Annotated in this window: 29 protein-coding genes, 1 tRNA gene and 1 other annotated feature; of the genes, 26 read left to right on the top strand and 4 right to left on the bottom strand. The window is 60.9% G+C overall.

Annotation, left to right across the window (positions count from 1 at the left end):
* Positions 1-3 precede the first annotated feature (3 nt).
* From glnA to rbsU, 5 genes are all read left to right on the top strand, one after another.
* On the top strand, positions 4-1344 hold the full coding sequence (gene glnA / locus EKM88_RS06765; protein WP_125704491.1) for a type I glutamate--ammonia ligase: 1341 nt from the start codon (positions 4-6) through the stop codon (positions 1342-1344).
* 75 nt (positions 1345-1419) lie between these two features.
* Positions 1420-2397, top strand: a complete 978-nt coding sequence (gene rbsR / locus EKM88_RS06760; RefSeq protein WP_125704489.1) for a ribose utilization transcriptional repressor RbsR — start codon at positions 1420-1422, stop codon at positions 2395-2397.
* Between the two features lie 73 nt (positions 2398-2470).
* Positions 2471-3394 (top strand): ribokinase, encoded by a 924-nt coding sequence (rbsK, locus tag EKM88_RS06755; protein WP_125704487.1) that lies wholly within the window; start codon positions 2471-2473, stop codon positions 3392-3394.
* Positions 3381-3776: a D-ribose pyranase gene (rbsD, locus tag EKM88_RS06750; RefSeq protein ID WP_125704485.1), complete on the top strand. Its 396-nt coding sequence runs from the start codon at positions 3381-3383 to the stop codon at positions 3774-3776. Before rbsK ends, rbsD begins: the two co-directional genes overlap by 14 nt.
* 77 nt (positions 3777-3853) lie before the next feature.
* The gene (gene rbsU, locus EKM88_RS06745; protein ID WP_125704483.1) at positions 3854-4735 is read left to right on the top strand and encodes a ribose/proton symporter RbsU; all 882 of its coding nucleotides are present in this window, start codon (positions 3854-3856) and stop codon (positions 4733-4735) included.
* 65 nt (positions 4736-4800) lie between these two features.
* Here rbsU and EKM88_RS06740 read toward each other — a convergent pair whose 3' ends face one another.
* On the bottom strand, positions 4801-7188 hold the full coding sequence (locus EKM88_RS06740; protein ID WP_125704481.1) for a Xaa-Pro dipeptidyl-peptidase: 2388 nt from the start codon (positions 7186-7188) through the stop codon (positions 4801-4803).
* 108 nt (positions 7189-7296) lie between these two features.
* Here EKM88_RS06740 and EKM88_RS06735 point away from each other — a divergent pair.
* A tRNA-Arg gene (locus EKM88_RS06735) sits at positions 7297-7370 on the top strand.
* Between the two features lie 95 nt (positions 7371-7465).
* Here EKM88_RS06735 and EKM88_RS06730 read toward each other — a convergent pair.
* Positions 7466-7699 (bottom strand): cytochrome b5 domain-containing protein, encoded by a 234-nt coding sequence (locus tag EKM88_RS06730; protein WP_125704478.1) that lies wholly within the window; start codon positions 7697-7699, stop codon positions 7466-7468.
* A 252-nt stretch (positions 7700-7951) separates the two neighbouring features.
* Here EKM88_RS06730 and EKM88_RS13575 point away from each other — a divergent pair, with 252 nt between their 5' ends.
* Complete coding sequence (locus EKM88_RS13575) at positions 7952-8080, top strand: hypothetical protein (protein WP_263853031.1); 129 nt, start codon at positions 7952-7954, stop codon at positions 8078-8080.
* Between the two features lie 114 nt (positions 8081-8194).
* Here the strand turns inward: EKM88_RS13575 and EKM88_RS06725 are convergent, their stop codons facing one another.
* Positions 8195-8428: a hypothetical protein gene (locus EKM88_RS06725; protein ID WP_125704477.1), complete on the bottom strand. Its 234-nt coding sequence runs from the start codon at positions 8426-8428 to the stop codon at positions 8195-8197.
* 142 nt (positions 8429-8570) lie between these two features.
* Positions 8571-8640 (top strand) — a sequence feature (ribosomal protein L21 leader region).
* A gap of 28 nt (positions 8641-8668) precedes the next feature.
* Between EKM88_RS06725 and rplU the strand changes: the two genes are divergently transcribed.
* From rplU to recN, 14 genes are all read left to right on the top strand, one after another.
* A complete protein-coding gene (rplU, locus tag EKM88_RS06720) occupies positions 8669-8980 on the top strand; it encodes a 50S ribosomal protein L21 (RefSeq protein ID WP_125704474.1) in 312 nt (103 codons plus the stop codon).
* A 15-nt stretch (positions 8981-8995) separates the two neighbouring features.
* Entirely contained in the window at positions 8996-9343 is a 348-nt protein-coding gene (locus EKM88_RS06715; protein WP_125704472.1) for a ribosomal-processing cysteine protease Prp, read from the top strand.
* A gap of 25 nt (positions 9344-9368) precedes the next feature.
* Positions 9369-9659, top strand: a complete 291-nt coding sequence (rpmA, locus tag EKM88_RS06710; RefSeq protein WP_125704470.1) for a 50S ribosomal protein L27 — start codon at positions 9369-9371, stop codon at positions 9657-9659.
* 215 nt (positions 9660-9874) lie between these two features.
* Positions 9875-10954 carry a M24 family metallopeptidase gene (locus EKM88_RS06705; protein ID WP_125704672.1) on the top strand — a complete coding sequence of 360 codons (1080 nt, stop codon included), beginning with the start codon at positions 9875-9877 and terminating at the stop codon, positions 10952-10954.
* Positions 10955-11096: 142 nt separating this feature from the next.
* Complete coding sequence (efp, locus tag EKM88_RS06700) at positions 11097-11654, top strand: elongation factor P (RefSeq protein ID WP_125704468.1); 558 nt, start codon at positions 11097-11099, stop codon at positions 11652-11654.
* Between the two features lie 41 nt (positions 11655-11695).
* A complete protein-coding gene (locus tag EKM88_RS06695; protein WP_125704466.1) occupies positions 11696-12139 on the top strand; it encodes an Asp23/Gls24 family envelope stress response protein in 444 nt (147 codons plus the stop codon).
* Positions 12140-12535 carry a transcription antitermination factor NusB gene (gene nusB, locus EKM88_RS06690; protein WP_125704464.1) on the top strand — a complete coding sequence of 132 codons (396 nt, stop codon included), beginning with the start codon at positions 12140-12142 and terminating at the stop codon, positions 12533-12535.
* Between the two features lie 111 nt (positions 12536-12646).
* Complete coding sequence (gene folD / locus EKM88_RS06685) at positions 12647-13498, top strand: bifunctional methylenetetrahydrofolate dehydrogenase/methenyltetrahydrofolate cyclohydrolase FolD (RefSeq protein WP_125704462.1); 852 nt, start codon at positions 12647-12649, stop codon at positions 13496-13498.
* On the top strand, positions 13491-14843 hold the full coding sequence (gene xseA, locus EKM88_RS06680; RefSeq protein ID WP_125704460.1) for an exodeoxyribonuclease VII large subunit: 1353 nt from the start codon (positions 13491-13493) through the stop codon (positions 14841-14843). Before folD ends, xseA begins: the two co-directional genes overlap by 8 nt.
* Positions 14836-15060: an exodeoxyribonuclease VII small subunit gene (locus EKM88_RS06675; RefSeq protein WP_125704458.1), complete on the top strand. Its 225-nt coding sequence runs from the start codon at positions 14836-14838 to the stop codon at positions 15058-15060. The genes xseA and EKM88_RS06675 overlap by 8 nt, the downstream gene beginning before the upstream one ends.
* A complete protein-coding gene (locus EKM88_RS06670; RefSeq protein WP_125704456.1) occupies positions 15053-15910 on the top strand; it encodes a polyprenyl synthetase family protein in 858 nt (285 codons plus the stop codon). The genes EKM88_RS06675 and EKM88_RS06670 overlap by 8 nt, the downstream gene beginning before the upstream one ends.
* Before the next feature lie 9 nt (positions 15911-15919).
* The gene (locus EKM88_RS06665; protein WP_125704454.1) at positions 15920-16744 is read left to right on the top strand and encodes a TlyA family RNA methyltransferase; all 825 of its coding nucleotides are present in this window, start codon (positions 15920-15922) and stop codon (positions 16742-16744) included.
* Positions 16745-16976: 232 nt separating this feature from the next.
* Complete coding sequence (locus tag EKM88_RS06660; protein WP_125704452.1) at positions 16977-17429, top strand: arginine repressor; 453 nt, start codon at positions 16977-16979, stop codon at positions 17427-17429.
* 1 nt (position 17430) lies between these two features.
* Positions 17431-19131: a DNA repair protein RecN gene (recN, locus tag EKM88_RS06655; protein WP_125704450.1), complete on the top strand. Its 1701-nt coding sequence runs from the start codon at positions 17431-17433 to the stop codon at positions 19129-19131.
* Positions 19132-19233: 102 nt separating this feature from the next.
* On the opposite strand, the gene EKM88_RS06650 is transcribed toward recN, so the two are convergent.
* Positions 19234-19536, bottom strand: a complete 303-nt coding sequence (locus tag EKM88_RS06650; protein WP_125704448.1) for a hypothetical protein — start codon at positions 19534-19536, stop codon at positions 19234-19236.
* Positions 19537-19627: 91 nt separating this feature from the next.
* On the opposite strand from EKM88_RS06650, the gene EKM88_RS06645 reads away from it, so the two are divergent.
* The 5 genes from EKM88_RS06645 to priA all read left to right on the top strand — a co-directional run bounded on the left by EKM88_RS06645 (position 19628) and on the right by priA (position 25412).
* Positions 19628-20317, top strand: a complete 690-nt coding sequence (locus tag EKM88_RS06645; protein WP_125704446.1) for a patatin-like phospholipase family protein — start codon at positions 19628-19630, stop codon at positions 20315-20317.
* 58 nt (positions 20318-20375) lie between these two features.
* Positions 20376-20984 carry a guanylate kinase gene (gmk, locus tag EKM88_RS06640; RefSeq protein ID WP_125704444.1) on the top strand — a complete coding sequence of 203 codons (609 nt, stop codon included), beginning with the start codon at positions 20376-20378 and terminating at the stop codon, positions 20982-20984.
* A 28-nt stretch (positions 20985-21012) separates the two neighbouring features.
* Positions 21013-21258 (top strand): DNA-directed RNA polymerase subunit omega, encoded by a 246-nt coding sequence (gene rpoZ / locus EKM88_RS06635; protein ID WP_125704442.1) that lies wholly within the window; start codon positions 21013-21015, stop codon positions 21256-21258.
* A 561-nt stretch (positions 21259-21819) separates the two neighbouring features.
* Positions 21820-23001 carry a bifunctional phosphopantothenoylcysteine decarboxylase/phosphopantothenate--cysteine ligase CoaBC gene (coaBC, locus tag EKM88_RS06630; RefSeq protein ID WP_125704440.1) on the top strand — a complete coding sequence of 394 codons (1182 nt, stop codon included), beginning with the start codon at positions 21820-21822 and terminating at the stop codon, positions 22999-23001.
* Entirely contained in the window at positions 22998-25412 is a 2415-nt protein-coding gene (gene priA, locus EKM88_RS06625) for a primosomal protein N' (RefSeq protein WP_125704437.1), read from the top strand. Before coaBC ends, priA begins: the two co-directional genes overlap by 4 nt.
* Positions 25413-25418: the final 6 nt, after the last annotated feature.

The raw sequence follows: 25418 nt of genomic DNA, 5'->3' as shown, positions 1-25418 counted from the left end.
AAGATGGCAAAGAAACAGATCACCGCAGACATGATCCGCACGAGCGTTCAGGAGCAAAACGTCCAGTTCCTTCGGTTGATGTTCACGGACATCAACGGCATCATCAAAAACGTCGAGGTGCCGGTTTCGCAACTGGAGAAGGTGCTGGCCAACAAGATGACCTTCGACGGTAGCTCGATCGATGGCTTTGTTCGCATCGAGGAAAGTGACATGATGCTGTATCCGGACCTGAACACATGGCTCCTGTTCCCGTGGGAAAACGACCACGGCAAGATCGCCCGCCTGATCTGCAGCGTGCACGAGCCGGATGGCCGCCCGTTCGCCGGTGATCCTCGCAACAACCTGATCCGCATCGTGGCCGAGATGAAGGCCGCCGGGTATTCTGCCTTCAACATCGGCCCGGAGCCGGAATTTTTCCTCTTCAAGTTGGATGAAAAAGGCGAGCCTTCTCTGCAGCTGAACGATAAGGGCTCCTACTTCGACTTTGCCCCCCTGGACATGGGCGAAAACTGCCGCCGCGACATCGTCTTGGAGCTGGAGAAGATGGGCTTTGAAGTCGAAGCTTCCCACCATGAAGTGGCCCCGGGGCAGCACGAAATCGACTTTAAGTACGCGGACGCGTTGACCGCGGCCGATAACATTCAGACCTTCAAGCTGGTGGTCAAGACCATCGCCCGCAAGCACGGGCTGTACGCGACGTTCATGCCAAAGCCGCTGCATGGCATCAACGGGAGCGGGATGCACATCAACATGAGCCTTTTCAAGGATGACGCCAACGTCTTTTACGATGAGGCCGCCGAAAGCGGGCTGTCTGATGACGCGCTGCACTTCCTGGCTGGGTTGCTGCGGCACGCGCGGGGATTGACCGCCATCAATAACCCGACCGTCAACTCCTACAAGCGTCTGGTGCCAGGGTTTGAAGCGCCGGTGTACATCGCATGGTCGGGGACGAACCGCAGCCCGCTGGTCCGGGTGCCCAACGGCAAGGGCCTGTCCAAGCGGTTGGAGCTACGCAGCGTAGACCCAACGGCGAATCCGTACCTCGCGATCGCAGCGATCCTAGAGGCCGGGCTCGACGGCGTGAAGAACCGCCTGACGCCAGAGGAAGCCATCGACCGCAACATTTACCGGATGCAGGACGCCGAACGCAAGGCGAACCACATTCAGGACCTGCCATCCACGTTGCACAACGCGCTCAAAGCGCTGGAAGACGACGACGTGGTCAAGCAGGCGCTGGGCGCCCACCTGTACCAGAGTTTCAAGGACTCCAAGGACCTCGAATGGGCCGCATACCGTCAGAGTGTGTCTGAATGGGAACGCGACCAGTACCTCGAACTTTACTAAGCGCCACCCAAAAGCAGTCATTGGGACTGCTTTTTTGGTACACTGAAGGCAAAGCGAACAAAGGAGCAGTCGGCCATGACAACGAAGAAAGTGACCATCAGGGAAGTCGCGCAGGCCTCGGGGGTCTCGATCGCCACCGTGTCACAGATCTTGAACGGGAAAACCAAGCGCTTCACCCCTCAGACGATTACGCGCGTGCGGGCGGCGCGGGATCAGCTGGGCTATGAGCCGGACTATTTTGCCCAGCGGATGATCACCAAGGACAGCAAAACCATCGGCGTCATCGTGCCAGACATCACGAACCCGTTTTTCGGCCAGCTCCTACGCGGGATCGAGGCCGTGTTGTTTCGGGCGAACTACATCACGATGCTGTGTGATGGGGCCGACGACCGGCTCAAGGAACGCGACTACCTCGATGAGCTGACCCGCCGCGGGGTGGATGGCTTCATCATTTCCAGTGCGGCAGTGGCCAGTGAGACGTTGCGCGAAAAGCAGCGGCCGTTCATCGTGCTGGACCAAAAAATGGCGAGCGGTACGGCGGACGCGGTGCTGACCGATGACCGGCAGGGCGGGCGGCTGGCCGCCGAGCACCTGGCCGCACTGGGTCACCAGCGCGTGGCGATGGTGCTGCCTGCCGCGCCGACGGCCAACATCGCGCGGCGCCTGGCTGGGTTTCAGACTGTGTTCCCAGATGCCTTGCAGATCGATGGGGAGCTGTCGAAGCAAGGTGGGCGCGCCGCGGCCAAGGCGCTGGTCCAAACCGACGCCACCGCGGTATTTGCCGCCAACGACGAGATCGCCTTCGGGTTGTACCTTGGCTTGGCCGAGCTCGGCAAACGTGTGCCGGAAGATTATAGCGTGATCGGCTACGATGACACCGAGATGGCGGAGTACGTGACCCCGCAGCTGACCACGATCGCCCAGCCAATCACGGCGTTGGGTGCCACAACGGCCGAAATGCTGCTGGCGCGCATCGCGCAGCCGGACAAGGTGTGGGAGGAACGATTGCTGGGAGTCGAATTAGTAAAACGTTTTTCCGCAAAACCCTTGTAATCGTTTTCTTGATGCGTTATTCTAATGACGTGTAATTAAAACGTTTTACCAAACGCAGAAAGGCGGCACATTCATGAACACAGTGACAGTCATCGGCAGTATCAACCTCGATCGCACCATTCGGGTCACCCAGATGCCCAAGCCGGGCGAAACCATGCACACCAAGGAGATCTTTTCCGCAGGCGGCGGGAAAGGCGCGAACCAGGCGGTGGCCGCGCGCCGCTCCGGCGCTAAGACCGCCTTCATCGGCGCGGTGGGGGCAGATGAGGCTGGCAAGACCATGCGTCAGCTGATGGGCCAAGAGGCCATCGACTTGGCCGGGGTGGCGACGGTGGCAGAGGCGACCGGCCAGGCCTACATCATCGTGGACGACCACGGGGAAAACAGCATTATGATCCACGCAGGGGCGAACAACGCCTTCACGCCGGCGGATGTCCGCGAGCACGCGGCCACCATCGCCGCCAGCGACTTCGTCATCGCGCAGCTGGAAAGTAACCTGGACAGCACGATCGCGGCCTTTGAGTTGGCGCACACGGCGGGGGTCAAAACCATTTTGAACCCGGCGCCGGCGCTCAAGCAGGTGCCGGAAGCGCTGTTGCGGGTCAGCGACCTGATCGTCCCGAATGAAACCGAAACGGCCATCCTGACCGGGATCCACATCGACTCCGAGGCCAGCATGCATGAAGCCGCCGCAGCCCTGCACGCGCTGGGGATCGCCGCGGTGATCATCACCGTTGGCAGCAAGGGCGCCTACTACGACGTGGCCGGCCGCAGTGGTATCATTCCGGCGTTCAAGGTGAAGGCGGTCGACACGACCGCCGCCGGTGACACTTTCATCGGGGCCATGAGCAGCGTGCTGGCGCCGGACTTCAGCAACCTTGAAGCCGCGATCACCTACGCCAACCGTGCCTCCTCACTGACCGTTCAGCGCTTTGGCGCACAGCCGTCCATCCCGTATCAAGCAGAAATCGAGGCCGCCAATCATGAAGAAGACTAGTGTGATCAACTCCGACCTGTCCCGGGTCATTGCGCAGATGGGACATTTTGACAAACTGAGCATCGGCGACGCCGGCATGCCGGTGCCGCGGACCACCGAGAAAATCGACCTCGCGGTGACCAACGGGGTGCCGAGCTTCATGGCGGTGCTGGACAACGTGCTCAGCGAGCTCGAAGTGCAGCGCATCTACTTGGCTGAAGAGATCAAGACGCAAAACCCGGCGATGCTGGCGGCGATCGAACAGCGGTTGCCGGAGACGCCGGTAACGTTCATCGCCCACAGTGCGATGAAACAGGATCTGGCCAACTGCCATGCGTTTGTCCGGACCGGGGAGATGACCCCATACAGCAACATCATCTTGGAAAGCGGCGTGGTGTTTTAACACTTAATAATTAAAACGTTTTACCGACTGGCCGCATGACCAGTCCCCGATTACCAACGACAAAGGAGCGATGACGCATGAATATGACTGCCATTTTAATCGGGCTTGGCCCGCTGCTGGGTTGGGGGCTGTACCCAACGATTGCCTCAAAAATTGGGGGCCGCCCCGTGAACCAGATCCTCGGCTCGACGCTGGGCACCATGATGTTTGCCATTGCGTTCAATCTGATCAACGGCATTGCCGTCCCGACCGGAATGAATCTGGTCTGGGCCATCATCTCAGGCATCGGGTGGGCGAGCGCTCAGATCGTCACCTTCAAGTGCTTCACCATGGTTGGGTCTTCGCGGGCGATGCCCATCACCACCGCCTTTCAGCTGTTGGGGGCCTCGCTGTGGGGCGTCATCGTGCTGGGGGACTGGCCGAGTGTTACGGCCAAAGTGATTGGCGGCTTGGCGCTGGTCGCGATTATCGCCGGGGCGTACCTGACGGTTTGGCGCGAGCACAAGGACGCCGAATCCGGCAGCACCCTCAAAAAGGCGATCGGCTTGCTGGCCGTGGGGGAGCTCGGGTACCTGGCGTACTCCGCCGCGCCGCAAGCCGCCAGCATCGATGGCATGCACGCCTTTTTGCCGCAAGCGATCGGGATGGTGCTGGTCAGCGCGGGCTACGCTTTAGCGCTGCGCGGCCACGGGCGCAATGCCTTCACCGAAGTCGTATCGTACAAGCACCTGTTCTCCGGCTTGTTCTTCGCGTTTGCCGCGTTGACCTACCTGATCTCGGCGCAACCGAATATGAACGGCTTGGCCACCGGCTTCATCCTATCGCAGACCTCCGTCGTGCTGGCGACCTTGACCGGGATCTGGTTCCTCGGCGAGCGTAAAACGCCCAAGGAAATGGGCATCACTATTGTGGGCTTAGTCCTGATCCTCGGGGCGGCGACGGTGACGGTGCTGATCTGATCAGACGCCAAAAAGGCGCGGTTTCTTCCTCATTAAAAGGGAAGAAGCCGCGTCTTTTTTAGGCGCTAATCCTGGCGCATCGGCAGCGTGAGCGTGCTGTTGGCCAGGTCCAGGTGGTAGTTGGTGATGGCGGTTGGCCGGTGGGTCTGGGCCATGTCGGCGCCGTGGATGATCAAAGCGAGGTGCCGGTCGGCCGGCAGCGTTAGGTGCGTCGGCTGCAGCGCGAAGTCGAGGGTGAACGGAACGCCCGGCACCACAGGCACGTTTTCGTAAGCGTTGTGCTGGTTCTGCACGTTCGCGTGGCCGAAGGTGATCAGCTTACTATCTGTCGGGGCGGCCGGGGCAAACTCCAGAATGCTGGTCGTTTTGTAGTCATAGCCCAGCGGGTAGCCGGTCGGATCGAGGGTCTTGGCCACGGCGCCAAAGCGTGCCGCCTGGCCCACGTCGACCAGCCGCACGCTCAAAATGGCGGTGGGCTGGTCGATCCACAGGCGCAGGTGCACGGTGGGAATACCCTCAAGCACCACCGCGTGGTCGAAGACGGGCAAGTCCAGCCACAGGCGGTCGGTTGCGTACAGGCTGTTGGGCTTGACGATCTCAAGCTCGTAGCTGTCAGAGGTTTCGTGGTGTGCGTGGAATGTGCGGGTCGCGTTGTCGGCGAAGCTGGCGCGATCGGCGGTGAACGCGGTGGCGAGGTTCAGCACTTGCTGGGGGTGCTGGGCGTCAGCGCTGGCGAAGTCCGTGTAAGTGTGCCAAGTCTGCGGTTCAACGTTGTCCTGCACCGTGACGTTCGGCAACACCGCTGGGGCATCGTTGGCCACGTTCAGTAGCTCATAAGAAAGCCAAAGGTTCATCATGTCAGTGAAGTCCAACGACAGCACGTTGTTGACGTAGACGTGTTGCCCCTGGTGCAGGACCATCTTCTTTTGGATCGGCAGGTCGCGTAGCCCGTTCCACAGCGCGATGACGTTCTTGGGCTTGACGTTCCAGTCGTTGAGCCCATGGGTGACCACGACATCGCAGGTGATGTTGGCCAGGTGGTTGCGGTAGTTGCGGGCGTCCCACCAGGCGGTGTAGTCCCCGGTCACGCGGTCCTGGTCGGCGGTGATGGCCGCCAGCGCCTTGTCCCAGGTCGGCTTCATACGCAAAAAGTCACCGGTGGTTTTTTGGCGCGAGTAGGTGTCCACGGCCAGCACGTCGGCGTCTTCTCCTTGGAAGCCGCCGGGGGCGACGACCAGCCCGTTTTCGCGGTAGTAGTCGTACCAGCTGGAAATGGCGGACTCCGCGATCACGGTTTTGAGCCCCTTGACCCCGCTGGTCGCCGCGGCAATGGCGAGCGTGCCGAGGTAGGACTTGCCGGTCATGGCGACCTTGCCGTTGCTCCACCAGGCCTTGATCGCGATGCCGTCAGTGCGGTTGGTGAAGGCGCGCCGCGCGCCGGTCAGCCACTCGATCACCGCGACCGCGCTGGCCGTTTCGCTGGGGCCACCGGTCGACCGCACCCCATCGGAGCCGCGGGTGCCGACGCCGGCCGAGTAGACGGTGACGAACCCGCGGCCGAGGAAGTAATCGTTGAGCGCGTAGATGCCGTTTTCATCCGCATACTGCTCGGCTTCAGTCGCTGTGCCAGTGACCGGCCGCGGCGGTAAGTCTGGCGCCGCCGGGGCGTGGTAGGTGACTTCTTCGCGGGTGTGCGAGTGCGTCTTCACGGCGACTTCGGTGCTGGGCTCGTGCGTGATCCAGTCGACGTCGTTGGTGCCGTGGAAGTAGGGGTTGGCGGTGAACAACACCGGCATTTTCAACCCGGCATCGGTTTCCGCCGGCCGGAAAATGGTGGCCTCCAGCAGGTCACGCTGGCCGTCGTGGTCGGTGTCGAGGTCCGATTCGATCCACACGACCTCGCGGTGAACGCGGCGCGCATCGAACACGTTTTGCGCCTTGCCGTTGAAAAATAGGTAGCGCGGCGCGGCCCCTTGGAAGTCCTTGAAGAAGCCGCGGGTCGCCAAGGCGTCCAGGTAGTTGACCAAGTGCTTCGTACGCGTGGTGAGCAGCAGGTAAAGCGCCGCCAGAAAGTCGGCCGGTGTCTCGATGTCTGCAGCGACAAAGGGGAGCTTTGTCGCTGTCATGAAGCGCAGTGGCGCCGCCAGCGGAAAGTCGGTGATCGGTTCAAAGCCCAGCAACTGCAAGGCCGCCGTGTAGAACTGGTCGCGTGGGATGCGCGTCAGCGCCGGGGTCAGCAGATCCGCCAGCGTGTGGGTGGCATCGGTGGCAATGTTGGCCCATTGTTGGTGCGTGGTGGTGGCGGTATAGGCCTCTGGGAAGAGCTTGGCGAAGTTAGTTTGCGCAAGCTCGGCCAGCCCGAGCGTGGGGTCGGTGGCAAACCCAATGGCGTTCAGCTCGCGGACCTGGGTCGCGGCGTCTGGGGCCAGGCGCGCGAATTGATTCAGTTTCATGGGGATTCCTCATTTCTTTTTAATCGATAGCCCCAGTGTAGCCGTCTGCCGTGGGGGTTTCAAGCGTTGACGTGCCTTAACGCGTTCCTTATAATAGTAAAGGTTCACGTACTAGTAGCTCAGTTGGATAGAGCAATGGTCTTCTAAACCATCGGTCGCGGGTTCGAATCCCGCCTAGTACAGCAAGCAAACGGCGCTGGTGCTGCCACCAGCAAAAAAAGGATCTGGGCCTGCTGGCCGAGATCCTCTTTGTTCGCACCGAATGATTGTGATGCCGTTAGCCGACGTATTTGCCGACAACCGGTTGCTTGGTCAGCACACCCTTGCCGTGTGGGGAGTGGCTGATGGCCTCGGTCAGGTCCTGACCGGCGTGATTGCCGTGGTGATTTTCGCCGCCCCATGCGGGCACATTGGTCAGGTCGTACACGACGCCATCGATGGCCACATACTTGTGGGGGTCATCGACCCCGTTGTACTTGGCCAGCTCTGCTTTGGTGAACGTTCGCTCCATGTTAAAAGCCTCCCTAGATATAATTGTTTACAACATAAATTATAACAGGATATGCAACCGATTTCAACTTTGGCAACGGGGGTGATTGACGCCTTCCTGTGCATGAGACTTCAGTGGGACGCGTCTCGGTCTGAAGACCGATTTTTCACGAAATTTTCATGATAGCGTTTGACACACGTACTTAAAGTGAGTAAACTAACGCTATCGCTACCTGAGAGACCCTTCAAGAATGATTCGAATGGAGGCAATCGCATGAACATGAAATATAAGATTCAACTCGACACGCAGACGCAACTGTTCATCGCTATCGACCTGAGTGACCAGCAACACACGGCCACCGGGCGGACGATCGAGCAAGCTGTTGCGCTTCTGAACAACTGATGCCGGGGCAATAAAAACCGCGTGTTGCCAAGCTGCAACACGCGGTTTTGTGGTATGATGAAGGTCCTTGGCAGGGGCACAACAGCGACGCGGGTCAACTCCGCGGCGCTTTTTTTAGCCCTTGCGTAACACAGTGCGCAGGGCGTAAAGCCCCCCGACCAGTCCGGCCAGCCAGATCAGTAGGCCGAACGCGGGCCCGGCGCCGAGAAATTTGAAGGCCACGCTCAGAAGGATCACGCCGACCACGGCATCGACCACGAAGTTAAGTGGTGCGTGCAGGCGGGCGGTGATGGTCACCACGAGGCCACCGGTGAGCAGGAATAATAGGATGTAAGTCAGGATAACCATGGATGCGCTCCTTGTCTTTGTCTGTCAGTCAGTATAGCGGAGTTGGCCGGGGACAACAAGCGGTGCGACGTTTTTGCGTGCCGAACTTCTACTTGTGTTCCCCAAGGGGCTTTGCTATAATCGTTACGTTGTATTTGTCACCCCTCAACTGCAACCGCGCAACGTTAGGTTTTGAAGCGTAGCACCTAACTTGGCGAGTCCTCAGGGGAAAAAGCCTACGGGCAACAGGAGGTGCACAAGATGTACGCAATTATCAAAACTGGCGGTAAGCAATACAAAGCCGAAGTCGGCGAAGCACTTTACGTCGAGAAGCTCGATGTTGAAGAAGGCGCAACGGTTACCTTCGACCAAGTGATCTTGGTTGCAGGTGATGGTGCGGCGAAGATCGGGACCCCGGTCCTCGACGGCGCGACCGTAACTGGTAAGGTTGAGAAGCAAGGGCGTGAAAAGAAGGTCGTGACCTTCAAGTACAAGCCTAAGAAGCACAGCCACCAGAAGAAGGGTCACCGTCAACCTTACACGAAGGTTGTCATCGACGCAATCAACGCCTAAATAGGAGTTGACCACATGATCAAAGCAGTCTTTTCGCGCGATCCAGCAGGGGCCTTTCAACAGTTCAAGCTGACGGGTCACGCGGATTCAGGGGACTACGGGCACGACATTGTGTGTGCCGCGGTTTCGGCCGTGACGATCGGGATCGCCAACAGCATTGAGGTGATGGCGGGGTTTGACCCAGTCACGTTCGCCGATGAGGTGAACGGTGGCCACATCGAGGCCAGCATCCCGACCACCTTGACCGCTGAGGCGCAACGAACTACGCAGACGCTCCTTGAAAGCCTGTATCTCACGCTCAGCGAGATCGCGCAGGACCATCACGATTATGTGCACGTTGTGACTCACACGCATAAAGCCTAATTCAATATTCGGAGGTGTACAGACTATGTTAAAGATGAACTTACAATTCTTCTCCCACCATAAGGGGGGCGGTTCCACTTCTAACGGGCGGAACTCCGCTGGTCGGCGTCTTGGCTCCAAGCGCGCTGACGGCCAATTCGTACTTGCCGGCAACATCTTGTACCGTCAACGCGGGACCAAGATTCACCCAGGCACGAACGTCGGCCGCGGCGGCGACGATACTTTGTTCGCAAAAGCTGATGGCATCGTAAAATTCGAACGCCTTGGCCGCGATCGTAAGCAAGTATCTGTTTATCCAGTCGAACAAGCTGAATAACACATTGACGCCCCGGCAACGGGGCGTTTTTTTATCCCAGCGTGACGTGGTGCGGTTATGAGAGATGGGCTTTCGACGCATGTCAGGTTGTCACGTACTGCGTTCAAACAACCTGATCCAATCCAGCACTTAGGCGTGAGTGGCTAGCTGATTGAGCCCGCGCCCTCATGCACCACGTTGCGCGACGAAGAACTCAGAGATGGAGGTAAGCGATGATGGCAGAAACGCGATTGACCCGACTGCAGGCCAAACTTAAGACTCAGGCGCTGGACGCGATCTTGGTGACCGATCCGGTCAATGTGACCTACCTGACCGGCTTCACCGGGGATGAAAGTGCGCTACTTGTGAGCGCCAAAACGGCATGGCTGATCACGGACTCACGGTTCACGGAGCAGGTCAAGGTGGAGGTGCATAACGCCACCCTGGTCCTGCACCAACATGGGCTATTTGCAGAAGCGGGGGATTTATCGGAACAGCACGACCTGCACCGAATCGGCTTTGAGGCGGAAACGCTGGTGTATGCCAGCTTCGCCAAGCTGCCCGAAACGAGCGAGTGGGTGGCCACGACCAACTTTGTGGGCACGCTGCGGGAAGTGAAGGACGCCAGCGAGCTGGCGTTGATCCAAAAGGCGATCGAGATCGCGGAGGCGGGCTACCAGCACGTCCTCGCAACGATTCGGCCCGGGATGACCGAGGCTGAGGTCGCACTTGACCTCGACTTCTTCATGCGCCGGCTCGGGGCCTCTGGCACCTCCTTTGAGACGATCGTCGCCAGTGGCGCCCGCTCGGCGATGCCCCACGGTGCGGCGACGACGAAGGTGATCGAAGCCGGCGATGTGGTGACCCTGGACTGGGGCTGTGTCTATCACGGCTACGTGTCTGATCTGACCCGCACCTTCGCGGTGGGGGAGCCGGATCCGCAGATCAAGGCCATCTACCGCGTGGTGTACGCCGCGAACCGGGGCGTGGCTGAGCTGATGGCCCCGGGAGTCACTGGCCAGGCCATCAACGACTACGCGCACGGGTTGATCGATCAAGCGGGCTACGGCCAGTACTTTGGCCACGGGACCGGCCACGGCATCGGGCTGTCGATCCATGAGGGGCCAGGTGCCTGGGGCATTTACAACCAGGTCGGCCAAGTTGCGGGCAATGTCGAAACCGATGAGCCCGGCATCTACCTGCCGGGGATTGGCGGGGTGCGGATCGAAGACGACCTGCTGATCACCGCCACCGGCGCGCAGTTGCTGAGCACGCCAGCCCCGGCCGAGCTCCCGATTGTGCAGGTGACCCCGTGACCCAAACGCGCAGTGGCCCTTGGGCGAATGAACGGGGGCATCCCCACCTTGTCGTTTGACTGTGGGTCCGGCGCGTGTTGCGCCGCACCCACAGGATTGATATAGTTAAAGGTAATGGACAAACGACAATGGAGGAACCATAATGATTTCTGTTAACGACTTTAAAAACGGCTTGACCATCGAAGTGGAGGGCGGGCTCTGGCGGATCGTCGAATTCCAGCACGTGAAGCCGGGTAAGGGCTCTGCCTTCGTTCGCTCCACACTGAAGAACCTGCGTACTGGCGCGGTTCAGGAAAAGACCTTCCGTTCGACGGAAAAGGTCGAAAAGGCGCAGATCGACACGAAGACGATGCAGTACCTTTACGCGGATGGCGACTCCTATGTGTTCATGGATATGGAAAGCTACGAGCAGCTCACCCTGCCAGGGGATGAGATTCGCAACGAGCTGAAGTACATGAAAGAAAACATGGAAGTGAAGATCATGATGCACGGTGCGGAAACGTTGGGCGTTGAAGTGCCGAACACGGTGGATCTGGCCGTTGCCGCCACCGAACCGGGCGTGCGCGGGAACACCAGCAGCGGTGGGACCAAGCCGGCCACAATGGAAACCGGGCTGGTGGTCAATGTGCCGTTCTTTGTCAACGAAGGCGACATGCTGACGATCAACACGCAGGACGGAAGCTACATCTCGCGCGCTTAACTCGCGCGAGCCACCGCACGACGATATGAGGAGGATGCCTAATGGCTGAAGAAACAAATATCATACTTGCCAATCGCACGGATGCACAGGGGACGATCGAGATCGTGCCCGAAGTTTTGGAGGTCATCTTGGGCATCGCCGCCGTCTCCGTTGACGGCGTCTACCAGATGCGTGGGACCCTTGCAAGCTCCATCAACGCGTGGTTTGGCCGCGCAAACCACGGGAAGGGCGTGGCGCTGACGGTGGATGGCACGCGGCTCAGTGCGGATGTGTACGTTTACCTGGATTACGGTGTGTCGGTCCCGAAAGTGGCCATGACGATGCAGGAAACCCTGCGCGAACAGCTCCTGTACATGACCGACCTGACGCTGGATGAGGTCAATGTGCATGTTGTCGGAGTGGTGCCGGAAAAGGCGGCCAAACTCGACCCAGACGACCTGTTCAAAGACGATGATGAGGACAACGAAACCGAGGATGACGACTAAATGCTAGGCAGACATGATTCACGAGAAGCCGCCTTTAAGGCGCTTTTCGCCCTGGACGGTAACCCGGAGGCGGACCGCGAGCAGGTCTACGCCGATGTGCTGCCGGCCGATACGACGGCCAGCGCCTACATGGTGGGCCTGATCGATGGCGTTTTGGCCAATGAGGCGGCGCTCGACGCGGCCATCACCAGCAAGCTGAAGGCCGGCTGGCGGCTTGATCGGCTGACCCGGCCCGACCTGATCGTGCTTCGACTGGGGCTTTATGAGGTGCAGTTCGAAGCAGACTTGCCGGACAAGGTCGCGGTCAACGAAGCGATCGAGTTGGCACGCAAGTACAGCGACGAGCAGGCCGCAAAGTTCGTCAACGGGATCTTGGGCCAATTCGTCCAAGCCTAAAACGCGTGAGAGAGGTTGGAAGTCACTTCCAGCCTCTTTCGTGTTTTACCCCCAATATTTAAGTTTTTGTACCTGAGCATATAATCATTTATAATACGGAGGAGGACCACCATGACGACAATTCTTGATGGCAAACAAACCGCGAACACGTTGATGGCAGACTTAAAGGATACGGTGAGCGCGATGCGCGCCCAAGGGGTGACCCCGGGCCTAGCCGTGGTGCTGGTAGGGGACGATCCGGCCAGTGCCATCTACGTGCGCAATAAGCAGCGTCGCGCCGAGGGGCTGGGGATCAACTCGGTCAAAAAAACCATGCCGGCCACCACGACCCAAGCCGAGCTGCTGGCGGTCATCGATGCGCTGAATCACGATGCCAGCATCGACGGCATCCTGGTCCAGCTGCCGCTTCCGGCCCAAATCGACGCCGACACGGTGATCGAAGCGATCGACCCGAACAAGGACGTGGATGGCTTCCACCCGGTCAACGTCGGCCGCCTGTGGACCCACACGCCAGGTGTTGTGGCGTCCACGCCGTTTGGCATCATGGCGCTTCTGGCCCATTACGACATCGATGTGACCGGCATGAACGCCGTGGTCGTCGGACGCTCCAACATCGTCGGGCGCCCGATGGCCGGGTTACTGCTGAACCATAATGCGACCGTCACGATTGCCCACAGCAAGACCAAAGACCTTGCGGCGGTGACGCGCCAGGCGGACCTCCTCGTGGTGGCGACCGGCCTGCCGGAGTTCATCACGGCAGAGATGGTCAACCCCGGCGCCATTGTCATCGATGTCGGCATGGACCGCAACGCCGCCGGCCAGCTCGTCGGTGACGTCGATTACGCTGCGGTGGCGCCGATCGCCGGGGCGATCACTCCGGTCCCTGGCGGCGTTGGACCGATGACCATCGCGGCTTTGATGATGCAAACTGTAGAACTCGCAAAGAGGCGATTGAATGCCTGAACCAGACTATCTCTCGGTCAGCACGCTGACGCAGTACCTGCGTCGCAAGTTTGACCTAGATCCGTACCTCAACCGCGTTTTTTTGACCGGTGAGGTCTCAAACTTCCGGCTGCGGCCGGGCCACCAATACTTCTCCTTGAAGGATGACCACGCCAAAATCAGTGCGGTCATGTTCAAGGCGGCCTTCGCTAAGCTGAAGTTTCGCCCCGAGGAGGGGATGAAGGTGCGCGTGGTTGGGCGCGTGACGCTGTACAATGCCAGCGGCCAGTACCAGATCGTCATTGAGTCCATGGAGCCCGATGGCGTGGGCGCCTTGTATCAGGCCCTGGAACAGCTGAAGCAAAAGCTGGGCGCTGAAGGGCTGTTCACGCAAAACGAGCGGCCCCTGCCGCTGTTTCCGAAGCGTGTGGCCGTCATCACCAGCCCCAGTGGCGCGGTGATCCAAGACATCATGACCACGGTGGCGCGGCGTTATCCGATCCTACAACTGACGCTGTTTCCGGCGGTGGTGCAGGGGACGGCTGCGGCCGACAGTTTGGTGACGCAGCTGAATCGGGTCAAGGCGATGGGCGGATTTGACGCCCTGATCATCGGCCGCGGCGGTGGGTCGATCGAGGACCTATGGCCGTTCAACGAGGAGCGCGTTGCGCGTGCCTTGGTGGCCATGCCGATGCCGATCGTTAGCTCCGTCGGTCACGAAACCGACACGACCATCGCCGACTTCATTGCGGACCACCGCGCGGCCACGCCGACCGCGGCGGCGGAGCTGGTCACCCCGATCACGCTGGTGGATGCCTTGGACCGCCTCACGCAGGACCGACTGCGGCTGGTGACGGCGATGCGCAACCGCTTGACGGCGCAACAAGACCGCCTCTTGCGCGTGCAGCACAGTGTGGTGCTGACTCAACCGGCTCGCCTGTACGACCAGTACGCGCAGCAGGTGGATCTGCTGAAAAATCAGCTGCAAGAGCGGCTAACGGTGCAGCTGACCAACTGGCAGCACCGTGTGGCGGTCGCCGGTGCGTCGTTGCAGCCCCGGCGACTGCAAGGCCAGCTGACCACGACCGCGCAGCGCGTGGCCGCTGATCAAGCACGCCTCACGCACGCGATGCAGACACTGACCGGGCGCAACCGCCAGGCGTTTGCCGCGGCCGTTGAGGCGCTCGATCACCTCAGCCCGTTGCATACGCTGGCGCGTGGTTACAGCTACGTGACCGGCCCAGATGGCACGATGCTGCGCAAGGTGGCGGACTTTACCCCGGGGCGCTCAGTCACGGTGCATGTGCAAGACGGGACCGTCCCAGTGGTGGTGGCCCCAACAGAAAGGAAGCGCGAGAATGGCTGAACCAACTTTTGAAGAGAACCTGGCCCAACTGGAGCAGATCGTCGCAAACCTGGAGCAGGGTAATGTGCCCCTGGAGCAGGCCCTCGATCAGTTCAAGACTGGCGTGACGCTGAGCAAGCAACTCGAAAAGACGCTGAAGGAAGCGGAGCAAACCGTGACCCAGATGGTGAAAGAGGACGGGACGACCGTGACGTTCGTGCCGGAGAAAAATGCTTAACGCGCGCACCCAAAGCTTTTTGCCGGCGCTTGACGCGACCATGACGGCGCGGCTTGACGCCTTACATAATGCGTCCTTGGCAGAGGCGATGCGCTATTCGCTTGAAGCCGGTGGCAAGCGGCTACGGCCACTGCTGCTGTTGGCCACCGTGGACACCTTTGGCGGCGACGTTGATACGGCGCTACCCGCGGCAGCAGCGCTGGAGTACCTGCACACGTACTCGCTGATCCACGATGACCTGCCGGCGATGGACAACGATGACCTGCGCCGCGGTCAGCCGACCAGCCACAAGCAATTTGGTGAGGCGATGGCGATTCTGGCGGGGGATGCGCTGCAGGCCGAGGCCTTTGCGATGCTCAGCATGACGGAAGCCCCGGCTGCCACCGTGGTCACGCTGACCCAGCAGTTCGCGCAGGCCGTGGGGGCCAACGGGATGGTGGCAGGACAGGTGATGGACATGACCAGCGAAAATCAGCTGATCGATGTGGCCCACCTGCGGCTGTTGCAGGCGCTCAAAACCGGTGCGCTGATCGAAGTCGCCGTGATGATGGGGGCCACGCTGGCCGACGTCGGCGAGCAGGATGCCGTGGCGTTGCGCCGCTTCGCCCAGGCATTCGGGCTGGCCTTTCAGATCCAAGATGACATCAACGACGTGACCAAGACCAGTGCGGCACTGGGCAAGACCGCCAATAAGGACGTGGCCGAAAACAAGGCGACGTTCCCGGCCATTTTGGGCTTGCCCGGCGCCAGGAAGGCGCTGGCCACGCAGCTGATGCTGGCCCGTGAAGCCGTGGGTCACCTGTCCGTCCCAGCGCCGCAGTTGCAGGCGTTTCTCTCGTATTTTGATTAAGGAGTCCGTGTGAAAAAAGAACGTGTTGATGTGCTGTTGGTCGAGCAAGGGTTGTTCACGTCGCGTGAGCAGGCCAAGCGGGCGGTGATGGCCGGCGAGGTGTACGATCAGAATAATGAGCGGCTGGACAAGCCGGGCGTCAAGATCGATGCGGCGGCCGTCCTGCACGTGAAGGGCAAGGTGATGCCGTACGTCAGTCGCGGGGGGCTGAAACTGGCCAAGGCGCTGACGGTGTTTGACCTCGACTTGACGGGCAAAACCGTGCTGGACATCGGGGCCTCCACCGGTGGCTTCACCGATGTCGCCCTGCAAAATGGTGCTAAGCTGAGCTACGCGCTCGATGTCGGCTACAACCAGCTGGCCTGGAAGCTGCGTGAGGACCCGCGCGTCAGCGTGATGGAGCGCGTCAACTTCCGCTACAGCAAACCGGAAGACTTCACGCTTGGCCCGGTGGAGTTTGCGATGACGGATGTGTCCTTCATCTCGCTGAAGCTGATCCTGCCACCGCTCAAGGCCATTCTTGAGCCGGCCGGGCACGCGGTCGCGCTGATCAAGCCGCAGTTCGAAGCCGGGCCGGCCAATGTCGGCAAGAAGGGCATCGTGCGCGACCCGGCTGTGCACCAGGCCGTGCTGGAGATGATCGTCAATTTTGCGCTGGGTGCGGGCTACAACGTGCTCGGCCTGGACTTCAGCCCCATCAAGGGCGGTGAAGGGAACATTGAGTTTCTGATCCACCTTCAAAACGGCGGCGCGGTGGGCGTTTTGGCGGATACCGTGTCTGTGTCGGAGACGCTAGCTCGCGCGTATGCGGAGCTGCGGCCGAGCGGGCACTGACCGCAAGGACAACGCAGAACGGTGTGGGGCGACCCATGCCGTTTTTTGGTTCTAGCGCTGGCTATTACCCCAGCCACATGACGATGGGGCATGTATATTTATTGTGATGAGACGCCTCAGTCGGCGACTTGACGGACTAAATCTGTATAAAAAGACAGTCTCAAGCCTGATATGGTAAAAATATTCAGAATGCGTTATGCTATGGCCATAGACTGAGAAAGCGGGTGGCAGGATGCAAAAGAATGAACGGCAGGCGCGCATCAGGCAGCTGGTGCAAAAGACGATCATCCAACGTCAAGGGGAGTTCGTGACGCAGTTGGCCGCGGCCGGCATTCCGGTGACGCAGGCCACGATTTCGCGCGACATCAAGGAGATGCAGCTGGTGAAGGTGCCCATGGCCGATGGGCAGTATCGCTACAGCCTGCCCCCGGAGAAGCAACTGGCGCCACTGGATAAACTGCGCCGCACACTGGCAGGCGCCTACCTGCGCGGCGAGTGCATGGACCAGTTCGTGCACGTGGTGATGTCGCCAGGCACGGCGCCGGCGATCGGGAACCTGATCGATCAGTTGGAGGATCCCCGGATCTTTGCCACGATCGCCGGTGATGCCGCGATCCTGATCATCTGTCGCGGGGCCGAGCAAGCGGCGGCGGTCCTGCAGTCACTGGACGAAATGGTGGGATAATATGCTGCAAGAACTCGTGATTCACGATTTTGCGATCATCGAATCGCTGGAGCTGAGCTTCACGACCGGCATGACAACGCTGACCGGGGAGACCGGGGCCGGCAAGTCGATCATCATCGATGCGGTCAGCCTACTGGCCGGCGGGCGGGGCAGTGCGGATTTTGTGCGCACCGGCGCCAGCAAGGCCAGCCTGCAGGGGTTGTTTGACGCGACCTCGAACCCGCGCACCGCGACGGTGATGGCGGCGTATGGGCTAGCCCCGGATGACGGGACAGTGCTTTTGGCGCGGGAGCTTTACGCCAGTGGCCGCAACCTTTGCCGGGTCAATGGCACCCTGGTCAACACCGCCACCCTGCGCGCCATTGGGGAGACGCTGGTCGACATTCATGGCCAAAACGAGCACCAACAGCTGATTCACCCCGAGACCCACTTGGGCTTGCTGGATCAGTTTGCCGCGGCCACCGTTGGCCCGCTTTTGACCCAGTACCGAAGTGACTACGCGGCCTACACCAAAAACGCGCAGGCCCTGCAAAAAAAGCACCAAAACGAGCGGGAGTGGGCGCAACGGCTCGACATGCTACGCTTTCAGGTGGATGAGATCGAGGTGGCGGCCTTAACGGCGGGTGAGGATGAGGCGCTTTCGGCCGAGCGTGAGCGGTTGGCCAATTATCAGCGCATTGCCGATGCCCTCAATGACAGCTACGGCCTGTTGAGCAACGAGGAGGCCAACCCGCTGGACCTGATTGCGCAAGCGATGGGCAACATGCAGGGGGTGGCCAGCCTTGACCCGGCGTTTGACACCATTGCCAAAAGCATTGCCGGGGCCTACTACAGCCTGCAGGACGCGCAAACCGAGTTGTCGCGGCAGATCGATGACCTATCGTGGGACGAGGGCCGCTTGGACGCCGTGGAAAAGCGGCTCGACTTACTGACCCAGCTGGAGCGCAAGTATGGCGCCAGTGCCAGCGCCGTGCTGGCTTACGGTGAGAAGGCTGCCCGGGAACTTGCCAGTATGACCGCCACGGAGGCTGACGAGGAGGGCTTGGACAAGCGCGTGGCCGCGCAACGCAGCGCGCTGCTTGCGCTGGGGGCGAAGCTACACGCCGCGCGTGCGCAGGCGGCCACGGCGCTGGTGGCGGCGATCCACGAGCAGTTGGCCGCCCTGTACATGGCCAAGACCGTTTTCTCGGTGCAGTTCACGCCACTTGAGGCGGGCGAGCTGCGCCCAGACGGCCTGGATAACGTGGAGTTCTACATTCAGACGAATCCCGGTGAGGCGGCCAAACCACTGGCGAAAATTGCCAGCGGCGGGGAGCTGTCGCGGATCATGCTGGCGCTAAAGACCATTTTCGCCAAAACCGACGGGGTGACCAGCATCATCTTTGATGAAGTGGACACCGGTGTCTCGGGTCGCGTTGCCCAAGCCATCGCCAACAAAATCAGCCAAATCGCGCTGGCTTCACAGGTGCTGTGCATCAGCCACCTGCCGCAGGTGGCCGCCATGGCCGACCACGAGTACGTGATCGAAAAGCGTGTGGCGAAGGGTCGCACCACCACCACCGTGCAGAAGCTGGACCACGCGGCGCGGGTGCTGGAAATCGCGCGGATGCTGGCTGGTGAAACCATCACCCACCTGGCCGTGGAGCATGCTGAGGAGCTACTCGCGCTGGCAGATGAAACCAAGCGTGCGTTGCGCGCATAGCAAAAACCCCGATGTGTGCGTACACATCGGGGTTTTTGGCGCGATTGGCGCGCGGCGAGTAGCCTAACGGGGGTGGCGCTGACTGGACCGGGACCCGAACAGTTAATCCACGCGTTGCAGGTAGGTTAGCTGAGTCAGTGAGACGACACGGACGACGTTGCTGCGGTATGCTTGAAGCAGATAACGGCCGTCTGCCAGCTGGCGCGTCAGGTGACCAACTAACGGTGCCTCCTCTTGGGTGAAGAAGGCGGCGATGCGGTAGTGGTTGGTGTGGGCTTGTTCAGCGAAGGCCTGTAGCTGGAACTGTGGCATCACGACAACGGGCTCGGTCAGCTCAAAGAAGTCGCGGGTCGAGCGAATCAAATTCTGAGTAACGGCTTGTAAGGTGTGGGCGTGATTTTCCATGGTGGAGACCTCCGAACGTTTGTTTGTGACCTCATTATACGAACAAACGTTCTGAAACGCAACCCTTTCGATCAAAAAGGTGGTGAAGCGCATGACAATTGCAATCGTACTAGGGGGTGGCGGCGCGCGCGGCGCTTATCAGGCCGGGGTGCTGGCCGCGTTGCTTGAGGCGGGTGTGGTGCCGGATCTGCTCCTCGGGACCTCGATCGGGGCGCTCAACGGGGTGGCGGCCACCAGGCTCTCCCCCCAAGCGCTGTGTCAGTGGTGGGTGCAGCCGCTGGCGCGGTGGCCGTGGCGCGCGGCGAGCCTGCACCCCCTCATCGACACGCTGATGGCGCAACCCCGGCGATGCACTTGGCCGGTGTTGGCGGTGGTGGCCACCCGCCGGTGTCGTGCGCATGTGGTGATGCTGGCTGGGCCACGGCTCAAGGACTGGTTGCGGGCGACGATGGCGCTACCCGGCGTCAAGCATGCGGTGACCATCGCGGGCACTCGCTACCGGGATGGGGGCTTGGCGGCGGATCTGCCGGTGACGCAGGCGCGCCTGCTGGGGGCCACGACGGTGCTGGCGATCGCTGCCAACGGGTGGGGGCCTGTGTGCGGGCAAGCGGATGTGGTGTTTGCCCCAAAAGAAACCGGCAGGGGGTTGCTCGACTTTAGTCCGCGGCACCGGGCGGCGCTTCTGAGTGAGGGCTGGCAGGCGGGGCACGCTTGGCTAAGGACGGCGGCGGGCCAAGACTTTTTGCGCCGCTTTGGACCGCAATCGCCAGCGGAGTCTTGAAATTTTGGTGAAAACACCGCATAATGGGTCTAATACAGTTTACGAAAGAGGTTAAAGCATGCAGGAACGGGGAATGCTCATCGTTTTGTCTGGGCCCAGTGGGGTCGGGAAGGGAACGGTGCGGCAAGCCATGCTCGAAGGGGATTACCGAGACTTTCAGTATTCGGTCTCAATGACCACGCGTCAGATGCGTCCCGGCGAGGTGGATGGGGTTGACTATTACTTCCGCACGAAGGCCGAGTTCGAAGCCGACATCGCGGCCGGCCAGATGCTTGAGTACGCCAAGTACGTAGACAACTACTACGGCACCCCGTTAAAGTACGTCAACCAGACCCTTGATTCCGGTCGTGATGTGCTGTTGGAAATCGAAGTCAAAGGCGCGATGCAGGTGCGCGAGAAGTGTCCGGATGGCGTCTTCATCTTTTTAACCCCCCCAGACTTGATGGAACTCAAGAATCGCCTGACCGGGCGAGGCACGGACTCCGCCGAGGTCATCGAAAAGCGGATCAACCAGGCCAAAGAAGAGATCCAGATGATGGCCAACTACGATTACGCCGTGGTCAACGATGAGGTGCCAAAGGCCGTTCAGCGCATTGAGCGCATCATCGAAAGCGAACACCTGCGCGTGCCGCGCGTCATTAACCGTTACAAGAATATGGTGAACTAACCGTTACCGCAATGAAGGAGAGACAATCATGATTATTTACCCATCCATTGATAAGCTACTCGCCAAGGTGCCGTCGCGTTACTCTCTGGCGGTGTTGGCCGCCAAGCGCGCCCACGAACTGGAAATGCCCGGCAGCATCAAGATGCTGTCCGCGTACCAGTCCAAGAAAACCGTTGGCCAGGCACTCGAAGAAGTGGTTGCCGGTGACGTCATCATCGACCCGGCGTCCAAGCTCTTGGAGCGCGACGCCGAAAAGCTGGACCACGAAGCGTAAGCGCCCTTGGTTCATGCGCACCCGTTGGCCTGTGGCCGCGGGTGTTTTTTGTTACCAGAGCGCAGTGGCGCGATTATAAGGGTTGGGCTAAGGCAGCCTGACGCTTGCGCCCGCACTTAGGCGCGAGTGGCAGGATGAATTTGATCAGGTGGTTCGAACGCAGTGAGTTACAACCTGACATGCGTAGAAAGGCCGCACCCTTATGCGCCACTGCGCTCGACGAAGACCGGAAAGCAGTAAGCGAGGCAGAAAGCCCGTTGCCAAGGCTGCATGGTGCAAAACGCCTGTAGAACACTTGCGCCCGCCCTTAGGCGCGAGTGGCAGGATGAATTTGATCAGGTGGTTCGAACGCAGTGAATGACAACCTGAAGGCGGCGAAAGACCGCCGCCTGATGCCCACTGCGCTTGACAAAGTTGCTGGCAATCGGGCACCGTGTGCTTGGCGGTTCTGGTATAATAGGACGCGAAATGGCGGTGGACCGAACAAGTCCGATGGGCGTGGTAGCCGTTGCATGATTTGATGGGCGCCAGATATAGAATGGCGCGATGGAGGTGGCAAAAATGACCCAACATATTGGAATTTTTGTGACAGGCGGCATCGCCGCATATAAGGTGCCCCTTTTAGTGCGGGCGCTGGTACGGGCCGGCAATGAGGTTCGCGTGGTGATGACCGATGCCGCTAAGGCCTTCGTGACGGAGGCCACGCTGGCCACCGTCAGCAAGGCCGCAGTGCTGACCGACCGCAATGAGTTTGCCCAGCCGGAGCACGTCGCACACGTGGCGCTGGCGCACTGGATGGATCTGGCGGTGGTGGTGCCGGCAACGGCCAACACGATCGCGAAGCTGGCCGTGGGCATGGCGGACAACGTGGTGACCACGACCTTGTTGGCGTTCAGCGGCCCGAAGTTGCTGGTTCCAGCGATGAATGACCAGATGTGGCTGAACGCCCAAACGCAGGCCAATGTCGCACACCTGCAGCAGGCCGGCTGGCAGGTACTGCCCCCAGCGACTGGCTTTTTGGCGGAGGGGTACGCGGCGGTGGGACGGATGCCGGATCTGCCGGTGATCGAGACCTTCATCGCGACTGTTCAGCCCGTTGCCTTCCTGACCGGGCAGCGCGTCTTGGTGACCGCGGGAGGCACGCGCGAGCGCATCGACCCGGTGCGCTACATCGGCAATGACTCGTCGGGCCAGATGGGGACGGCGCTGGCCAATGTGGCGGCGGCGGCCGGAGCCGAAGTTACCCTGATCACGACGGCAACGTTGCCGACGCTGCCGCAGGTGACCGTGGTGCCGGTGGCGGATGCTGCGGCGATGCGCACCGCGGTACAAGCCACATTTCCTGCGGTCGACATCGCGATCATGGCTGCGGCGGTGGCGGATTACCGCCCCGTTGAGCAGGCGGACCACAAGCTGAAGAAGCATGGCGCCGATGGCTTGACGCTGGCCTTAGCGCAAAACCCCGATATTCTGGCGGAGCTGGGCGCCACGAAGACGCATCAGGTCGTGGTCGGCTTTGCTGCGGAAACCAATGATCTGCTGGCCAACGCGACGGCGAAGCTGACCAAAAAGCGTGCCGACTTGCTGGTGGCCAACCGCGTGGGTGCCGGGCTTGGGTTCAATCAGCCGACGAACGCGGTGACGCTTTTGGCCCCGGATCAGGCCCCAGTGGCGCTACCAGAGGCGCCGAAAGTGACGATCGCCGCGCAGATTCTGCGCCACATTCAGCAGGTGCGCGCATGACGACAGTGGCTCAGGTCATTGTCGATGTGCCGACCCTACAGACGGACAAGCCGTTTGATTACGCGGTGCCGCAGGCCTTGGCTGCGCAGCTACAGCCGGGGATGCGGGTGTGGGTCCAGTTTGGCCGCGGTAAGCGGCAGGTAGCCGGCATGGTGGTGGGCATTCGGCCCGTGGCCGAGTATGCCGGCACGCTCAAGCCGATCCTCGCCGTGCTGGACTACACCCCGGTGCTGAACCCCGAGGGTTTAGCGCTGTCGCACTGGCTGGCGGCGCAGACTTTTGCGTTTTGGATCACGTGCATTCAGACGATGCTGCCGACGATGCTGAAGGTGGACACGCAAAAAAACGTGGTGCTGGGGCCAGCACCAACGGCAGAGGCCAAGGCCTTGCTGGGCGACCAGTCCGCCTTATTGCTGGCTGATCTGGATGAGGCCACCACGGCCAGCGTGATACGGCTGTTGGCACAAGACGCGCTAACGCTGGCATACCGGCGCAAGGACCGCGCGAAGGTGAAGCAGGTGGAACACGTGGTCCCTACCGCCACCGCAGACTTTGCCGCCGCCCGCGCCACCCTGCGCGCGAACGCCACCAAGCAGCACCGCCTGTTGGATGCGTTGACGCAGTGGCAGGCGGCCGGCACGACGCCGGCGGTCAGCGCCGTTGTTGCGGACGGGGCGCTGAACCGCGCGGACCTCGTGGCGGGGCAAAAGCGCGGCTGGCTGACGCTTGAGGCGCGCGAGGTTTACCGCGCACCATACGCCGAGCTGGACGCCCAACCGCTGACCCAGCCGCTACCCCTGACCGCTGAGCAGGCGACCGTCACCGCCACTGTCACGGCGGCCGTGGTGGCCAAGCAAAACGACACGTTTTTGCTTGAAGGGGTCACGGGCTCCGGCAAAACCGAAGTCTACTTGCAAGTGATCGCCAAGGCGCTGGCCATGCACCGCACCGCGATGATGCTGGTGCCAGAAATCGCGTTGACGCCGCAGATGGTGCACCGCGTCAAGGGCCGCTTTGGCGCGGCCGTGGCGGTGATGCACAGCGGACTGTCCGACGGGGAGAAGTTCGATGAATGGCGGCGGATCCAGCGCGGCGAGGCGCAGGTCGTTGTGGGCGCGCGCAGTGCTGCCTTTGCGCCTCTGACCAACATCGGCGTGTTCATCATCGATGAGGAGCACGAAACGAGCTACAAGCAAGACGATGCGCCGCGCTACCACGCGCGCGATGTGATCTTGCACCGGGCGGCGACCCACCACGCCCCGGTGATCCTGGGCTCAGCCACGCCGAGTCTGGAATCGCGCGCCCGCGCGGCCAAAGGCGTGTACACGCTGCTGCATCTGCCGCATCGGATCAATGACCATCCGCTGCCGCCGGTGCATATCATCGACATGCGAGACGCGTACAAGCACGGCGGCAAGGAAGATTTTTCAGCTGAGCTGTTGACGGCGCTGGAAGCGCGGCTGGCGCGCGGGGAGCAAAGTGTGCTGATGCTCAACCGCCGCGGCTACTCGAGCTTTGTGATGTGTCGCGAGTGCGGCTTTGTCGTGCAGTGTCCCAACTGCGATATCAGCCTGACCCTGCACATGGACTCGCATACGTTGCGGTGTCACTACTGCGGGCACGAGGAGCCGGTGCCCAGCGTGTGTCCGAGCTGCGGCTCCAAGAAGATCCGCTACTACGGCACCGGCACACAAAAGGTCGAACAGACGCTGCATGAGCTGCTGCCGACCGCGCGCGTTTTGCGCATGGACGTCGACACGACGCGTAAAAAAGGCGGGCATGCCCGCATCCTGGATGCGTTTGGCGCAGGTCAAGCCGATATTCTGCTGGGCACGCAGATGATCGCCAAGGGGCTGGACTTTCCGAACGTCACGCTGGTCGGCGTCATCAACGCGGACACGGGGCTGGGGATGCCGGACTTTCGCGCCAGCGAGCACACCTTTCAGCTCCTGACGCAGGTGGCCGGGCGCGCCGGGCGCGCCGATAAGGCGGGGGAGGTGTTCATTCAATCCTTTAACCCGGAACACTACGCCATTCGCTACGCGCAAGCCCACGACTACGAGGGGTTCTTCCGCCAGGAGATGGCGATTCGCCACCGGGGGGATTACCCCCCGTACTACTTCACGGTGCGTGTCACCGTCAGCCACCCCGAAGAGGATCAGGCGGCCAAGGCAATTTACAGTTTAGCCAACACGCTACGCCAGGCGCTGTCCCCTCAAGCCATCGTGCTGGGGCCAACGCCTGGGGCCATCGCGCGGCTGAAGAACCGCTATTTCTACCAGCTGGTCATCAAGTACAAGCGGGAGCCGGCACTTGATGCCACGCTGATGCAGGTGCTTAACGACACGCAGGCGGCCAGCCGCACCGGTTTTTTTGTCGGCATTGACCGCGAGCCGCAGAGCTTTATGTGAGCCGCT

The sequence above is a fragment of the Lacticaseibacillus daqingensis genome (genome assembly GCF_003946115.1).
GTDB classification, from domain to species: domain Bacteria; phylum Bacillota; class Bacilli; order Lactobacillales; family Lactobacillaceae; genus Lacticaseibacillus; species Lacticaseibacillus daqingensis.
The sequence above is the reverse complement of the archived record's forward strand: the minus strand, read 5'-3'. Positions and strand labels throughout refer to the sequence as shown.

Excerpts from the sequence above, each read along its gene's own strand:
- recN (WP_125704450.1), top strand. The coding sequence starts at position 17,431 with ATGCTGCAAGAACTCGTGATTCACGATTTTGCGATCATCGAATCGCTG.
- folD (WP_125704462.1), top strand. The coding sequence starts at position 12,647 with ATGACGACAATTCTTGATGGCAAACAAACCGCGAACACGTTGATGGCA.
- nusB (WP_125704464.1), top strand. The coding sequence starts at position 12,140 with ATGCTAGGCAGACATGATTCACGAGAAGCCGCCTTTAAGGCGCTTTTC.
- EKM88_RS06740 (WP_125704481.1), bottom strand. The coding sequence starts at position 7,188 with ATGAAACTGAATCAATTCGCGCGCCTGGCCCCAGACGCCGCGACCCAG.
- efp (WP_125704468.1), top strand. The coding sequence starts at position 11,097 with ATGATTTCTGTTAACGACTTTAAAAACGGCTTGACCATCGAAGTGGAG.
- gmk (WP_125704444.1), top strand. The coding sequence starts at position 20,376 with ATGCAGGAACGGGGAATGCTCATCGTTTTGTCTGGGCCCAGTGGGGTC.
- rpmA (WP_125704470.1), top strand. The coding sequence starts at position 9,369 with ATGTTAAAGATGAACTTACAATTCTTCTCCCACCATAAGGGGGGCGGT.
- coaBC (WP_125704440.1), top strand. The coding sequence starts at position 21,820 with ATGACCCAACATATTGGAATTTTTGTGACAGGCGGCATCGCCGCATAT.
- EKM88_RS06715 (WP_125704472.1), top strand. The coding sequence starts at position 8,996 with ATGATCAAAGCAGTCTTTTCGCGCGATCCAGCAGGGGCCTTTCAACAG.
- glnA (WP_125704491.1), top strand. The coding sequence starts at position 4 with ATGGCAAAGAAACAGATCACCGCAGACATGATCCGCACGAGCGTTCAG.
- rbsU (WP_125704483.1), top strand. The coding sequence starts at position 3,854 with ATGAATATGACTGCCATTTTAATCGGGCTTGGCCCGCTGCTGGGTTGG.
- rbsK (WP_125704487.1), top strand. The coding sequence starts at position 2,471 with ATGAACACAGTGACAGTCATCGGCAGTATCAACCTCGATCGCACCATT.
- EKM88_RS06695 (WP_125704466.1), top strand. The coding sequence starts at position 11,696 with ATGGCTGAAGAAACAAATATCATACTTGCCAATCGCACGGATGCACAG.
- EKM88_RS06650 (WP_125704448.1), bottom strand. The coding sequence starts at position 19,536 with ATGGAAAATCACGCCCACACCTTACAAGCCGTTACTCAGAATTTGATT.
- xseA (WP_125704460.1), top strand. The coding sequence starts at position 13,491 with ATGCCTGAACCAGACTATCTCTCGGTCAGCACGCTGACGCAGTACCTG.
- EKM88_RS06675 (WP_125704458.1), top strand. The coding sequence starts at position 14,836 with ATGGCTGAACCAACTTTTGAAGAGAACCTGGCCCAACTGGAGCAGATC.
- EKM88_RS06645 (WP_125704446.1), top strand. The coding sequence starts at position 19,628 with ATGACAATTGCAATCGTACTAGGGGGTGGCGGCGCGCGCGGCGCTTAT.
- EKM88_RS06730 (WP_125704478.1), bottom strand. The coding sequence starts at position 7,699 with ATGGAGCGAACGTTCACCAAAGCAGAGCTGGCCAAGTACAACGGGGTC.
- EKM88_RS06725 (WP_125704477.1), bottom strand. The coding sequence starts at position 8,428 with ATGGTTATCCTGACTTACATCCTATTATTCCTGCTCACCGGTGGCCTC.
- EKM88_RS06670 (WP_125704456.1), top strand. The coding sequence starts at position 15,053 with ATGCTTAACGCGCGCACCCAAAGCTTTTTGCCGGCGCTTGACGCGACC.
- rbsR (WP_125704489.1), top strand. The coding sequence starts at position 1,420 with ATGACAACGAAGAAAGTGACCATCAGGGAAGTCGCGCAGGCCTCGGGG.
- priA (WP_125704437.1), top strand. The coding sequence starts at position 22,998 with ATGACGACAGTGGCTCAGGTCATTGTCGATGTGCCGACCCTACAGACG.
- EKM88_RS06660 (WP_125704452.1), top strand. The coding sequence starts at position 16,977 with ATGCAAAAGAATGAACGGCAGGCGCGCATCAGGCAGCTGGTGCAAAAG.
- rplU (WP_125704474.1), top strand. The coding sequence starts at position 8,669 with ATGTACGCAATTATCAAAACTGGCGGTAAGCAATACAAAGCCGAAGTC.
- EKM88_RS13575 (WP_263853031.1), top strand. The coding sequence starts at position 7,952 with ATGAACATGAAATATAAGATTCAACTCGACACGCAGACGCAACTGTTC.
- rpoZ (WP_125704442.1), top strand. The coding sequence starts at position 21,013 with ATGATTATTTACCCATCCATTGATAAGCTACTCGCCAAGGTGCCGTCG.
- EKM88_RS06705 (WP_125704672.1), top strand. The coding sequence starts at position 9,875 with ATGGCAGAAACGCGATTGACCCGACTGCAGGCCAAACTTAAGACTCAG.
- rbsD (WP_125704485.1), top strand. The coding sequence starts at position 3,381 with ATGAAGAAGACTAGTGTGATCAACTCCGACCTGTCCCGGGTCATTGCG.